The organism is Capnocytophaga sputigena (assembly GCF_900446695.1).
Taxonomy (GTDB): domain Bacteria; phylum Bacteroidota; class Bacteroidia; order Flavobacteriales; family Flavobacteriaceae; genus Capnocytophaga; species Capnocytophaga sputigena.
This window is the reverse complement of sequence record NZ_UAVP01000003.1, coordinates 79,931-93,629: the sequence shown is the minus strand read 5'-3', so window position 1 is coordinate 93,629 and position 13,699 is coordinate 79,931. Positions and strand designations below refer to the sequence as shown.

Annotated in this window: 13 protein-coding genes; all 13 read right to left on the bottom strand. The window is 34.5% G+C overall.

Annotated elements, in window-relative coordinates:
- Positions 1–13: 13 nt before the first annotated feature.
- A complete protein-coding gene (locus DR017_RS00550; RefSeq protein WP_002679003.1) occupies positions 14–1,036 on the bottom strand; it encodes a hypothetical protein in 1,023 nt (340 codons plus the stop codon).
- Positions 1,033–1,959, bottom strand: a complete 927-nt coding sequence (locus DR017_RS00545; protein ID WP_002679191.1) for a hypothetical protein — start codon at positions 1,957–1,959, stop codon at positions 1,033–1,035. The genes DR017_RS00550 and DR017_RS00545 overlap by 4 nt, the downstream gene beginning before the upstream one ends.
- 12 nt (positions 1,960–1,971) lie before the next feature.
- Complete coding sequence (locus DR017_RS00540) at positions 1,972–3,819, bottom strand: hypothetical protein (RefSeq protein ID WP_040361123.1); 1,848 nt, start codon at positions 3,817–3,819, stop codon at positions 1,972–1,974.
- 13 nt (positions 3,820–3,832) lie between these two features.
- Positions 3,833–4,543, bottom strand: a complete 711-nt coding sequence (locus tag DR017_RS00535) for a hypothetical protein (RefSeq protein WP_002679105.1) — start codon at positions 4,541–4,543, stop codon at positions 3,833–3,835.
- A gap of 29 nt (positions 4,544–4,572) precedes the next feature.
- Entirely contained in the window at positions 4,573–5,772 is a 1,200-nt protein-coding gene (locus DR017_RS00530; RefSeq protein WP_002679011.1) for an SPFH domain-containing protein, read from the bottom strand.
- A gap of 410 nt (positions 5,773–6,182) precedes the next feature.
- The gene (locus tag DR017_RS00525) at positions 6,183–7,034 is read right to left on the bottom strand and encodes a hypothetical protein (protein ID WP_002679208.1); all 852 of its coding nucleotides are present in this window, start codon (positions 7,032–7,034) and stop codon (positions 6,183–6,185) included.
- Positions 7,035–7,038: 4 nt separating this feature from the next.
- Positions 7,039–8,055 (bottom strand): aldose epimerase family protein, encoded by a 1,017-nt coding sequence (locus DR017_RS00520; RefSeq protein WP_002678934.1) that lies wholly within the window; start codon positions 8,053–8,055, stop codon positions 7,039–7,041.
- A gap of 117 nt (positions 8,056–8,172) precedes the next feature.
- The gene (guaB, locus tag DR017_RS00515; RefSeq protein ID WP_002679095.1) at positions 8,173–9,642 is read right to left on the bottom strand and encodes an IMP dehydrogenase; all 1,470 of its coding nucleotides are present in this window, start codon (positions 9,640–9,642) and stop codon (positions 8,173–8,175) included.
- Between the two features lie 170 nt (positions 9,643–9,812).
- Complete coding sequence (locus DR017_RS00510; protein ID WP_002678993.1) at positions 9,813–10,688, bottom strand: putative outer membrane beta-barrel protein; 876 nt, start codon at positions 10,686–10,688, stop codon at positions 9,813–9,815.
- Positions 10,689–10,695: 7 nt separating this feature from the next.
- Positions 10,696–11,037, bottom strand: coding sequence for an arsenate reductase (glutaredoxin) (arsC, locus tag DR017_RS00505; protein WP_002678984.1), 342 nt, complete (start codon positions 11,035–11,037; stop codon positions 10,696–10,698).
- A 30-nt stretch (positions 11,038–11,067) separates the two neighbouring features.
- Positions 11,068–11,832 carry a DeoR/GlpR family DNA-binding transcription regulator gene (locus DR017_RS00500; RefSeq protein ID WP_002679202.1) on the bottom strand — a complete coding sequence of 255 codons (765 nt, stop codon included), beginning with the start codon at positions 11,830–11,832 and terminating at the stop codon, positions 11,068–11,070.
- A 171-nt stretch (positions 11,833–12,003) separates the two neighbouring features.
- Complete coding sequence (locus DR017_RS00495; protein WP_050772798.1) at positions 12,004–12,552, bottom strand: DUF8439 domain-containing protein; 549 nt, start codon at positions 12,550–12,552, stop codon at positions 12,004–12,006.
- Between the two features lie 53 nt (positions 12,553–12,605).
- Positions 12,606–13,697, bottom strand: coding sequence for a DNA polymerase III subunit gamma/tau (gene dnaX / locus DR017_RS00490; RefSeq protein WP_002678951.1), 1,092 nt, complete (start codon positions 13,695–13,697; stop codon positions 12,606–12,608).
- Between the last annotated feature and the right edge of the window lie 2 nt (positions 13,698–13,699).

Genomic DNA, 13,699 nt, shown 5'->3' with positions numbered 1-13,699 from the left:
TTGATTTTTAGGGTTATATACATTCTATTTCATTGAGTTGTAGCATTTTTAAGATATGACCTTTCACTCGTGAGTTATGGTTATCACTATTGGAATAACGATTATCTATTTCAATATTAAAATACCTTTTGAGTTGCACGATGTTTTCTTCAGGTAATTTATGCCAATTCTGTTTCAAAAAGTTATCCATAAGCTCATTTGTTGGCATCTGAGAGATAAACTCTTGTTGATACAACTTTTTATCTATCTGTTTTTGTTCATTTTCCATTTCTATAAAACAAATAGGAGCGTATGCTGTAGCATTTTTACTTTCTTTTAGCATATTTCGATTGATAAGTTCTTCTAATTGTTTTTGTTTTAACAAAAAAGTATTAGCTTTTTCAATAGTATCAAGAGCTCTTTTTTTGACTATTGAAGCACTGATTTTTGCTTCTAATTCAGCTCCCTCTTTGCCAAAAACAGCTACAGTACTCACCAAATCGTTTTCATAAGCACGATTGTTCTGCTGATTACTTTGTTTACTGAAGGCAAAGGCAGGTTTATTCAGTTCATATATGCGATTAGAAAGTTCATTATTCAGGTCTTCAAAAGTTTTTAAATAGCGTTTAGCAATGCTATTGTAATCTCGTTCCATTTGTTTTTGCTTTTCAACACAACGTTGAGCAAGTCCGCGCAAATGTATGAGAGTTGCATCAACTTGTGATTTTAGTTCTGCAATTTGCTGAGTAATTTCTGAACGGATTGTACTGAAAAAACCTTTAACAATAGCGCCACTTACTTTTTTAGCATTAGCATTTATTGAAGCTATTTGAGCAGCTTCGGTAGCTACAACAGCTCCTGTAAGTCCACCTATTGATTGGTTACAATTATAGATACTTTCTTCAAAAGGTTCAGTATCTACTTCTACATTTACCTCTATTTCCTCAGTTACAGTACCACTATAACTCACACTACCTCCACTTTGTGAAGGACCATACGATACACTTCCTGAATAGGGAATTCTAACTGTTTTTCTAATGGTTTTAGTATAACTCATAGCTGTTCGTTTTTAATGGTTTGGAAATGAGTCGCTATAAAAAGCTTGTTAGCCATATCTTTCACTCTTTGAGAGGTATTGCTAGTTGCAAGCATCTTACTAAATTCACTTTTTACTTCTTGGTGAGGCTCGCAGGCATCATTCCATACTAGTTGTTCTAAGTGTTGATTTAGTGTGTTTTTCATTGCTGATTGTACAGAGGTATTGAGTTGTTCTTTGCTCACAATTACTTCGAGTTTTTTATTATCGAAACTGTCGAAATTGGACTCACATACTAAGGCAGGTATGAGTAATGTTGTATTTTGAACTTTTTCATTTTTTAGTAATACACGTTCTGATAATTTTTTTTGCTCAGAAGTATTAGCTAAAAAGTTAGTCATTGACTCAATCACTTTTTCTGCACGATATTTTATATTAGATATTACAATCTGCTGGCTTGTAATGAGCGATTCTAACTGAGAAATAGGTACTGTAGCAGCTAAGTATTTAGTTCTATTTGATACTTTTCCTACTTCCTGAACTGCAAAATTAAATACAGGACGGTCAAGTTCTAAAATACGTTGTTTAAGATTTTGGTTTATTCCGTTGAAGAGCTTCAAATATCTGTCAGAAAGCATATTGTAATCGCGTTCCATACGATTTTTAATTGCTAAAAGTTGTTTGCGTTGCGCATTGAGTTGCATCAGTTGAGAATCGACTTCGCTTTGTAGTTTAGCTATTTTTTGAGATATTTGGGAACGCATAAGGGTGTAAAAACCTTTGTTTACATTTCTGCAGACCATATCAGCTGCTTGTTGTTCAGCTAAAACTATAGCAGCTTTCATTGCTACCACGGCTGTGGTAGTGTCATTTATCTGATGGGAGACAGATTGTATTTCATCTGCCATTGGTTGGGTGTCTACTACACAATCAATTCGAGCCATAATTCTATAGTTTTATTTGTTATTACTGAAATTATTCAAATTGTTGAGTGCATTTTTGGCTATAACAGGTAAGTTCAATGAAATGTGTTCAAAAGTAACTTCTTCTACATTAGGCACAGGAGGCAATTCAGATGTTTTAGCAAAAAGTGGATTTACAAGAGCAAGAGGTTTTCGGCGATTTTCTAAGTCATGCACTTCATTAGTGGCTACAGCTATTTCATTTGAGTGTCCATCACGCAATTTAGCATCATAATACTCTATATGTCCAAACTTCATAGCTTTGAGTTCTATATCCTCTTTTAGGCGTTCCATATATTCCTCAAAATTATCTTGTATTGTTTTAAATTCTTGAGATTGCATCTCAAAAGCAGCGAGAGTTTCAGCTGAATTGTTGGCTACATCCACTACAGCACTGTTTAAGTTATCTTCTGTTTGTATCATACTATCTTCAGTGCGTTGATAAGAAATCAAAGTGTTGTATTCGGCTACGTATTTTCGCAAATTTTCTTGCATTAAGTTGATGATATCGGCACTTTCCAATCGGTTTGAGCGATAGAAAGCTTCGGTATCTTTATGCCACTCATTTAGATAATGTGTTTTTTGATCGTGAATATGATTGTAGATTTTGAGGCGTTCTAATCGGTTTTCTTGCATTAAGTTTTGTACCATAGGAGCTACAATTTCTTCATAGATTTGATGTACTCCAAAAGGAAGATTGGTAGTGCTACCATCTTCTGCAGTCCACATTCCTGAAGTTAGGTTGTAATACACACGAGAACTCTGTTTTAGATGGAAAGGAATGTACTCTTGTACAGACTCGCTATAATCAAACTTTTCATTGCGAATACGTTCTATTTCTTCGTGTTCTAAAACAGGTGAATAATGATTATAAGGAGATTTCAAGAGTTGATATAACACTTTGTTAGAAGCAGTAATCATTTTATTAGCTGAAGCTACCTTCAATGCTGAAATAGCTTGTACAGAAGTAGCCATAGTGAGCATTAAACTCTTTAATACATTTTCGAATTGCTCAGTTTTATTAGATAAAGAATCTCTTAGTTGATTGATTTCCTGAAATTTGTTGATACTATCGGCATATCGTTCTTTGTTGAAAACAGGAATTATAACAGCACCCTGTGGAACATTATCGGTAGCATATTCATTCAGGTAAGCTAAATACTCGCTCTTATCGGCTACTAAAGGCAAAGATACTGAAGTAGTGTTCAAATCATCCATACAATAGGAAATGGTACGCAATGAACGTTCTAAACTTCCAAAATAGTCGTGTTGATTGATTTTTTGGAATGAAGTAGAGTATTGGTCGGTTTCGATAGTTTCAGTGTTGTAAGAAGTTTCTACTATAGGGGCTTGTTCTGATAGTTTTTCAAGTTTTTCAATGGTTTCTACCAGCAAATCGTTTTGGCGAGGGATTTGAAGTACAACTTCAGATTCGTCTATTTGTCCTGTATAATCTACTATAAAACTTTTATCAGTATATTTTATTTGTTCAGCAATAGGTACATAAGCTAAACCAAGTTTGGTTACTTTGTAATCTCTAAAGATTTCGCTATGTTGTTTCTTGAACTCAGCAATACGTATTTCTTTGTCAGCAATTTCTTTTTCAAGGGTATTTTTTTTAATATAATACACAAAGAAAAATATTAAGGTGAGAAACCACACCCAAAGTCCATCAATTTGTTTTTGCAACATTGCTTTTTCTTCTTCCAAAATTGCAATTTGTTTTTCGATGCATTCCTCTTCGGCTACTATTTTTTCAGCTGCTGCGCTATAATAATCTAATAGTACTTTAGCTTGATCGTGATAGATACTATCGGATTCTGAAAAGATTTTTCCTAACATATTTTTATTTTTTTTAAATTGAATAGACTGATTTTCTGTTTTGATACAATAATTCCATTTTTTTTAGATGATTTTCAATGGTTGTTGTATTGTACTTATAATCACTGATAACGATTAACATATCATTAGCTTCTTGGCAAAAAAGTTTTTCTATTTCACGAGCTTCTATTGTATTTGCAGGTGAAATGTATCGCAAGTTTTCATTTAAAGAGTTAATTCGATGTACAAGGTTTTCGGGTAAATCGGGGAGTGTGCTGATTTGTATTTTTAAATTGTTCATCACTTGTTTCATTTCAGAAATACCCGCCCCAATACTGTTTTCAAAGATAGGCACCTCCCCTACTCTATCGGCTGCTGATAATACAGCAATCATACCTAAAATTAATAAGAAAATAAGAGTTGTTTGTATAACAAATTGCAGGACAAAGAACCAACTGAAGAATATATTAGCACATAGCATCACTCCTATAGCAGCAAAGGCATAAATCCAAGTGAAAAACCATCTTACACCCAATGAACCTACTTCAATAGGTTGCTGTTTCCCTAAATGTATCCAAGGGAAGAGCACATCAATAAAAAACAAGGCATAGACTAATGAGGCTACTATAATATTTAGAATAAGTATATTTGTAGCTAAATTTGTACCCAATAACAGAAAGGCTGTTATCAATAATATTTCACCTAAAACTAAGGCTATTAATGATAATTTTCGACGTATATTCATTTTGTTACCTATTATTTGTTTGCTGAATATTATCGTTTATTCCCACATTTTGGACAAAACTTTGCTGAAGGAGGGAATACAGTTCCACAACGATTACAAACATCGGCTATAGTTTGCTCAGGAGTAATATTGTTTGTTTGTTGTAATTGGGTGCCACAGCTCACACAACGTTTGGCATTGGTATCATTGTCGGCACCACAATTGGGACAAGGATTGTAAGGATTGCCACAGTGAGGGCAAAAACTACTATTACTTGGGTATTTTTTAGCACAATTAGAACAGAAAACCATTTTTATAGGAGCTTGTTCTCCTTGTTGTCCTACTTGTTGATTACCTCCAAAAGTAGGTTGGTTATATTGAGGTTGCATCATTCCTCCTGCCATTCCAGAATTATTCATACCTCCCATCATACTCATTGCCATTAATCCTCCTAATAAACCTCCATTGCCATTTCCGAATCCTTCAATCGCATTGTTAGCAGTATTGAACATTTGTTCTTGTTGCCAAGTGTGTCCTGTAATTGACATTGAGGCTTGGGTAGCAATTGCCTCAGCTACCTTTCTACCTTCTTCAGTAGATTTATCAATATCGATATTAGTGATATTGAATTGAAGGAGTTCTAAACCTAAGTTCGTCCAAAAAGGATTGAGTACATTTTTGAGATAACCTGATAATTCATCTAAAAAAGCTGAAATGTATTTATACCCTACCCGATGTTTGATAACATATTGGGCTATTTGTGATTTTGTTTTAGTAGAGAATTCTCCAAAAAATTGATTTGTAAGATCATCTTGTGTAAATTCAGATTTTGTACCTACAGCTTTAATAAGGAATGTTTCGGAGTCATTTACTTTCAAACCATATCTACCAACGGCTACAAGGGGTAATTGGGTGTTATAATCAGGGTCGTGTATGGGCATTCCACTCACATTCCAATCAATACTAAACGATTGTACTTTGTTTACAAACCATACTTCTGCAGTAAAGGGATTTTTTCCTCCGAAAGGAATTCCGAATAAATTACGCAAAATAGGTATATTTTCAGTGTTGAGAGTATGCTTGCCTGGTCCAAATTTTCCTATGATTTGTCCTTTAGAAAACAATACAGCCTCTTGAGATTCTTGTACAATTAGTTGGGTATAAGTAGCTAAATTAGTTTCGGGGAATTTCCAAGCATAAACTACTCTACTACCTTGAGGAGACCAACTCACGACATCAATTATAGCCATAATCTTTTATCTTTTTTTGTTATACACTACTACATTATATTACTTTGCAAAGGTAATAAAAAATACAAATATTTAATATTTCTTTAATAAAAAATATAATTGTCTATTTTTTGCATTAACGAATTGATGAATTATATAAGTGAGAACTACAAAGCGGAACGCAGCTGATGACAAAAATAAAGTTTAAGTTCTCTATACCCACAAAGGTAAAGTCTAAAGTGAAGTTTTTGATGAAAGGGAGATAAACTCTCTTTTTGGGGATAACACCATTCCCTTTTAAAACTATTTTGGGTATAGAGCGAGAATATCCTATGAGGTGTGTTTGCTATCAAATGAAATCCGATTTGTAGTTTTCTAAATAAGTACAAAGCAAATCTGTTATAAGTTAACTATTTTGTTTGTACTTAACCTCATTTTTTTAGTAGTGTTCCAATAGTTTCTTTATAAACATTTGGTACTACTATTCTGTAATTAGCAATAGTTTCTTTGAGTTTAGTAAGTTCGGCTGTTTTTTCTACAACCAAAGCATTTACTTTTGCTTGACGTTCTTGTAGCAAGCATTGTAACTCTTGTTCATATTGCAATTTACAATTGTTTTGGTAAGTACGGAATTGTGCTTTATAGAAGTTTACTTCACTTTCGTACTCACGATGTTCAGCCAGAAGCTGTTCTTGTAACTGTTGTAGTTCAGAGAGTTCGTATAAAGGAGTGTTTTTAATCTTGAAGACCTGCTCTCCTACTTCTTTAAAGGTAATGAGTTCTTTTTTGTTGAGTTGGTTGCGCACTTCATCAAAATTATGAATGTATTTTCCTATATGAGCAGCTTTAGCTTCTGCCTCTTTATAACAAACCATATCTTCTAATGAAAGAGTTTTGAGATAATCCTCAATAGTAACATCTCTAAGTTGGTTTAGAGGTTCATAATCAATAGGTTTTACTTCTTGTTCAGCTTTAACAAGTACTTCGTTTAGTTTTTTATTTACTATTTCTAAACGGTTTTCTTTTTCTTTGATAGCCGTACGCAAATAAGCTGAAATGGCATATAATGAACCGATTTCATTGAGTTTGCCACCTATATCATCTACCTTTGTGAAAGTATCTAAAGGTTCTCCATCGATGCTAGAAGTATGAGTTTCTATAGAACTAACAAGGTCTTGAATAGGTTTAAGTCGTTCTTTGATACGTTCACATACATAATTAGCCTCTGATGATGTAAGTCCAGAGACATTAAAAAACGGATTTTTGGTTGCTAAATATTTCATCTTCTCACTTGTTATTTTTATCGATTACTTGGAATTTAAACTCAGTGAAGAACTCATATACCTCATTGGGTAGTAGGACTACATTGTTGAACTGAGGATGTTTAGTAGCATCGGCGTAACCTTGTGCTTCAAAGCAGATGCCTTTGTTTTGCCCTAAAGTTTTGCGATGTGCAGGATGTAATTCAGGTAAGTAGTAGCCTGCATAGATATGCAGTACAGGGTGATTGGTACGTACATCCATTTTTAGTGTTCCCTCTCCATTAATGAGAGTTGCCATTACCTCGTCAGCAGATATTTCACGTATAAAGGAATTATCGGTGTGAGGATATACATTCTGTCCGTTGCGGTAATCTAAAGGTGTACCTACTACAGAAGGGCGCTCGCCAGTAGGCGTGAAAAAACCTTCCTCTAAAGGAACGTATTTTTCAGCTTTTATTTGTAGAGTATTGTTGAGTACATTATTATCATTCTCATTAAGGTTGAAATAAGTGTGTTGGGTTAAGTTGAGTATAGTAGGGGCAGTAGTAATTCCGTGGTAATCTATTCGCAAACGATTATCAGTAGTAAGCATATAAGTAACTAATACAGTTACCTCACCAGGGTAGCCTTCTTCACCCTCTTTACTAACATATTGTAAAGTTACAGAAGGATTTTCACCTTTTACTTGATCAATTACTTTCCAAAATACACTATCAAAGCCTATAAAGCCTCCATGTATTTGGTTTTCACCTAAATTGCAATGTAGTTGTATTTCTTTTCCTTCGATAATTACCTTTCCATACTTAATACGTCCTGCATTACGACCGATGATTGCTCCTAAATAAGGGTATTCAACTCGATAAGTATCGCTTATGTATTCTTCAAAGGTATCAAATCCTAATACACATTCTACTATTTTTCCATTTACTGGTACTTTTATGGAGTTAATGATTCCACCAAAGTTCATTATACTTACCTCCATTCCGTTAACATTGCGCAAGGTAATGGTTTGTAATTGTTCTTTACTATATACTTTTTTCATTATCAAACTTATTTTGGTGACAAATGTATGAAATAATTAAGAATTAACAAAGTATTTTTAATATAGAAAAAGCTGGATTCATTTAAAATCCAGCTTTTATAATGTTAGTAATCATTATTATCTTGAATAATTAGGAGCTTCTTTGGTGATGGTAATATTATGAGGATGGCTTTCGGTAATTCCGCTTGTAGTGATACGTACAAAGCGACTCACAGCTTGCAATGTTTCGATATCCTTGGCACCACAGTATCCCATACCTGCACGCAAACCTCCAATGAACTGATGCATACTTTCTTGTAGTTCGCCTTTATATGCCACACGTCCTACAATACCTTCTGGAACGAGTTTTTTGATATCGTCTTCAACATCCTGAAAATAGCGGTCTTTACTACCTTGGTTCATTGCTTCTACCGACCCCATACCACGATAAGATTTATATTTTCTACCTTCAAAAATGATAGTTTCCCCTGGTGATTCCTTAGTGCCAGCAAGCAGAGAGCCAAGCATCACACTATTGGCACCTGCGGCGATAGCTTTTACAATATCACCAGTGTAACGAATACCTCCGTCGGCAATTACAGGGATTCCTTTGCCTTTAAGTGCAGAAGCAACATTCATTACTGCGGATAATTGAGGATACCCCACGCCTGCTACGACTCTAGTAGTGCATATAGAGCCTGGTCCTATACCCACTTTCACTGCATCGGCGCCATTTTCGGCTAAATAAAGAGCAGCCTCAGCAGTGGCAATGTTTCCTACTACTACTTCTAAGTCAGCAAACTTGCTTTTTACGGCTTTGAGAGCATTTACTACGCCTTTTGTATGTCCGTGAGCTGTATCGATAACTACAGCATCAACTCCTGCTTGTACAAGGGCTTCGGCGCGATCTACCACATCAGCAGTAACACCTAAGGCTGCAGCTACACGTAAGCGCCCTAAGCTATCTTTGTTAGAAATAGATTTTTCTTGCAAGTTAGCAATGTCACGGAAAGTTATAAGCCCTACTAATTTATAATTTTTATCTACTACTGGTAGTTTTTCTACCTTACTGCGTTGCAAAATCCCCTCAGCTTCCTTCATAGAAGTACCTTCATTGGCAATTACGAGGTTTTTGGAGGTCATTACTTCAGTTATAGGGCGATTGTTATCGTGTTCAAAGCGTAGATCACGGTTAGTTACAATGCCTTTTAATATTCCATTGTCATCAACGATAGGAATACCTCCAATACTATTTTCTTTCATACAGCGTTTTGCATCACTCACTTTGCTGTTTAATGGAAGTGTAACGGGGTCGATAATCATACCGCTTTCGGCACGTTTGACTTTGCGTATTTGTTTAGCTTGCTCCTCAATAGTCATATTTTTGTGGAGCACTCCTATACCTCCTTCACGTGCCATAGCTATAGCCATAGCAGCTTCAGTTACAGTATCCATTGCTGCAGAGATAATGGGTACATTTAGAGTGATATTACGAGTAAAATGTGAGGTAATTGATACTTCTCGAGGTAATACCTCAGAGTAATTGGGGATAAGAAGGACATCATCATAGGTAAGCCCCTCATTAATAATTTTATCTTGGAAATTCATTTTAAAAAAGAGAATTTAGTTGCGTGCAAATGTACTTCTTTTTTTATATATGAAGCAAATTTTTTACTGAGTATTTTTCTTTTATTGATTACTTTTAGTAAGAAAACACCTATCAGTTTTGATAAACTTTCAACTGATAAGTGTTTTTTTATTATAGTGAAGAAAATTTTCTAAAAAGTATAGGTTACTCCAAAATGAACTCCTATAGATGAGTAAGGAGCATCAGGAGCTCCCTTTCCTTCCCAACTATAAGAGTCTTCAAGAAGCGGAGCTACTTGGGTAGCTAATTGTTTATAACGTTCTATTTGTGGAGAAGAAGATGGTATATTCTGCAAAGCAGTCATATAAGTTTTAAATTCCTGAAGACTGATAGCCGCTGTATTACCTTGTATAGTGCGTGTAGCTGAAAAATCTTTTAGTTTAGATTCCTTGCGTGGTACATTGATGTTGAGGTACTCACCTTCTATAAAAAAAGCTACTTTATCAGCCACTTTAAAACGATAACCGATTCCTCCTATAAAACCAAAAGGTATTTTTCCATGGAAATTATTGTTGAAATCAGCTTTCATATCTACCATAGTTGTAGCAGGAGCCATTGGGTTGAACATTCTTAAAGGTAATTTAGCATTAAGTTCTGTTTGTATTTCGGTTTTACCACCTATTTTGGTTACACCTCCGGCACGTACATACAAATTATCAGTAATATTGAATACTAATGAAAGGGAAGCTCCATAAGCACGACCGTGTCCTTTCATATTTAATACTTGATTTTTATTAGTAGGCATATCCTCACCGTGGAGATATCCCAAAGCTAATTCAGCTCCCCAACGTTTGTGGAAGAAATAACCTCCGCGCAATTGTGCTTGATAACCTTCGCCATAGCTTCCTTTTAAATCAGTAATGGCAGTAGGATTGGAAGCATCTCTACCTAATGTCTTTTCGTGAGCTTTAAATCCATACCCACCACTCACAGAAATGTATGCTTGTGAGTACATAGCTGTTGCTCCCCAAACGAAAGCAATGGCACATAATAGTGTTTTTCTCATTTGTTAATTATATAATATCATTTATTTTTTCAGTAGGGCGACCTATTACAGCTTTATCACCTACCACAACGATAGGGCGTTCGATAAGCTGAGGATATTGTACCATTGCTTCTATGATTTGTTCATCAGTAAGTGTTTTTCCTTTAAAATGTTCTTTCCAGACATTTTCTTTAGTACGAACTAATTCAATAGGAGATAGTTGTAATTTAGTGAGTAACTCTTTAATTTGTTCTTTAGAAATACCTTCTTTAAGGTAATCTACAACTTGATATGCTTTATTAGATTCTTTTAAAAGCTCCAAACCACAACGCGATTTGGAGCATTTAGGATTGTGATATATTTGTATCATAAACAATTTATTAATTTGTGAATTTGTTAGTTAGCAAATTACTACTTCTACACCTCTTTTTTCGAGTTCTTCTACAAATTCAGGGTCTACGTTACTATCGGTGATGAGCATATCTATTTTTTCGACGTAACAAATGAATCCAAAACCGCGTTTATGTATTTTTGAGGAGTCAGCAAGGACGATAGTTTTATCTACACGTTCCATCATTTTTTTGTTGAGATGAGCTTCTCCTACATTGGTAGAACTCAAGCCATAATCAAGATCTATACCTTCTATTCCTAAGAATAAAGTAGTACAAGAGAAGTTGCTAAGAGTTTCTTCGGCGAGTACGCCTATAGTAGAGGTAGAATTTTTGCGTACCTCACCTCCTAGGTGGATAGTGTTTACGTTAGGGTTTTTGCATACTTCTAAGGCAACCCTTAATGAAGGGGTTAATACAGTAAGATTACGGAAGCCATAAAGTTTTTGAGCTAATAAATTAACTGTAGTTCCTGATGAAAGTATGATAAACTCATTTTCTTTGATAAAGTCTAACGCTTTAGTAATAATCCGCGTTTTTTCTTCTACATTTTGAGTTTCTTTCTCAGTTACTGTTTGGTCAAACACATAGCGCATTTGCTTACTAGCACCCCCGTGAGTACGGTGTAGGTAGCCTTCTTGTTCTAAGAGCGTTAAGTCTTTACGTATAGTAACTACTGAAACTTTAAGTTTTTCACTCAGTTCATTTACGCTGATGTACTTTTTGGTTTCTAAGCTCTCCAAAATCTTAGACTGTCGTTCATTAAGTACTTTCATATTTTATAATTTTATTAATATTCGTATTGAAAATAGTTAGTTCAAAAAAGTCCTATATTAACAATTTGACGGCAAAGTTAAACATTATACTGAAAAAAACAAAAGTTTTAGAAATAAAAAAATGCTATTGCAGTTAAATACAATAGCAATAATATTTTACAATACAGATAATTAAGGTTTTAACATTAAGCTAAAAGCATTTTTAAAATCTTGTAACAGAGGATTTTCTTCTAATAATCGCTCATATTTATCCTCAGGAGTAACCGCTATTTTCTTAGCAATCTCTTCATTTACATTTATCTGAATATTTATATCATAATTACGTAATGATCTATGTAGATAATCCAATAAATGGTGTTCCATATTCAGTATTCCAATTTTTGCAGTATTACTAGACACTTCCAAATCAATGGTAGTTCCATCTAGTTTTAAATTGGCTATCTTTAGAATAGAGGCTTGTATACGTTCTCCTTTTGTAAGTAGTTCTTCTATATAATTATCCCAATAGTTTTGAAAAGCCTCTTGAGTAAATGGTTCTTTAGGTAAAGAATTAGGATCTATTATAATCTCTTTATTATTCTTTTGGTGTTCTGTTTTTACGTGTACACTTTTTATGGAAAAACCAGAAACTACATTACTACGTTGTTCTTTACTAATAGAAGGAATATTAGGAATGGGAGAAGCAGTAGTTGTTATAATAGGTTGTGATGGTTGGACCACTTTTGTAACTTCATTAGAGTTTTGTTCTTGCCTATTAAAAACGTGAGCTGGAATTACGAAGCGTCCATCATTTTTTTTTTATCTCCTTGGTAGGTTATAGAGGCGAGTTGTATTAAAGCTATTTCTACCAATAGTCTTTGGTTTTTACTAGTACGGTATTTCAGGTCACAATCGTTAGCTATTGTAATAGCTTCCATTAAAAAAGGGACGGTAGCGCGTGTACTTTGCTCTGTATATTTTTTCTGAGTCTCCTCTCCTACTTCCATTAAATCAATAGTAGTAGGGTTTTTGCATACCATTAGATCACGAAAATGACTTGCTAAACCAGCTATAAAGTGATTGCCATCAAAACCTTGTGCTATCGTATCATTGAATGTAATTAACAACTCAGGAAGTTTATTGTCTAAAATAAGGTCGGTTACTTTAAAATAAACTTCATAATCAAGTACATTTAGTATTTCAGAAGTAGCTTGTCTGGTAATTTTCTCTCCTGAAAAACTTACTACACGGTCAAAAATAGAAAGAGCATCACGCATAGCACCATCAGCTTTTTGTGCGATGATTTGTAAGGCTTCATCTTCAGCAGCTATTCCTTGTTGTTGTGCTATATATTTTAGATATTCTCGAATATCATTGATGGTAATTCTTTTGAAATCAAATATTTGGCAACGTGATAAAATAGTAGGAATAATTTTATGTTTTTCAGTAGTAGCTAAGATGAAAATAGCGTGCTTAGGGGGCTCTTCTAAAGTTTTTAGAAAAGCGTTGAAAGCAGAAGGAGATAACATGTGTACCTCATCAATAATATATACTTTGTATTTGCCTACTTGAGGGGGGATGCGTACTTGTTCAATAAGTTTGCGTATATCGTCTACACTATTATTAGAAGCAGCATCGAGTTCAAAAATATTGAAAGCAAAATCATTTTCATCTTCTACGCCAGCAGTTTGTTCATTTATTTTTTTGGCTAAGATACGGGCACAAGTTGTTTTACCTACACCACGCGGTCCTGTGAAAAGAAGTGCCTGCGCCAAATGATTGTTTTCAATGGCGTTGAGAAGGGTATTGGTGATAGCTTGTTGCCCTACTACATCATGAAATGATTGAGGACGATATTTGCGTGCTGATACTACAAAGTGGTTCATTG

Bases quoted from the DNA above. Each gene is read 5' to 3' on its own strand.
- arsC (WP_002678984.1), bottom strand. From the start codon at position 11,037: ATGATACAAATATATCACAATCCTAAATGCTCCAAATCGCGTTGTGGT.
- DR017_RS00545 (WP_002679191.1), bottom strand. From the start codon at position 1,959: ATGGCTCGAATTGATTGTGTAGTAGACACCCAACCAATGGCAGATGAA.
- DR017_RS00510 (WP_002678993.1), bottom strand. From the start codon at position 10,688: ATGAGAAAAACACTATTATGTGCCATTGCTTTCGTTTGGGGAGCAACA.
- DR017_RS00500 (WP_002679202.1), bottom strand. From the start codon at position 11,832: ATGAAAGTACTTAATGAACGACAGTCTAAGATTTTGGAGAGCTTAGAA.
- guaB (WP_002679095.1), bottom strand. From the start codon at position 9,642: ATGAATTTCCAAGATAAAATTATTAATGAGGGGCTTACCTATGATGAT.
- DR017_RS00525 (WP_002679208.1), bottom strand. From the start codon at position 7,034: ATGAAATATTTAGCAACCAAAAATCCGTTTTTTAATGTCTCTGGACTT.
- dnaX (WP_002678951.1), bottom strand. From the start codon at position 13,697: ATGAACCACTTTGTAGTATCAGCACGCAAATATCGTCCTCAATCATTT.
- DR017_RS00535 (WP_002679105.1), bottom strand. From the start codon at position 4,543: ATGAATATACGTCGAAAATTATCATTAATAGCCTTAGTTTTAGGTGAA.
- DR017_RS00550 (WP_002679003.1), bottom strand. From the start codon at position 1,036: ATGAGTTATACTAAAACCATTAGAAAAACAGTTAGAATTCCCTATTCA.
- DR017_RS00520 (WP_002678934.1), bottom strand. From the start codon at position 8,055: ATGAAAAAAGTATATAGTAAAGAACAATTACAAACCATTACCTTGCGC.
- DR017_RS00540 (WP_040361123.1), bottom strand. From the start codon at position 3,819: ATGTTAGGAAAAATCTTTTCAGAATCCGATAGTATCTATCACGATCAA.
- DR017_RS00530 (WP_002679011.1), bottom strand. From the start codon at position 5,772: ATGGCTATAATTGATGTCGTGAGTTGGTCTCCTCAAGGTAGTAGAGTA.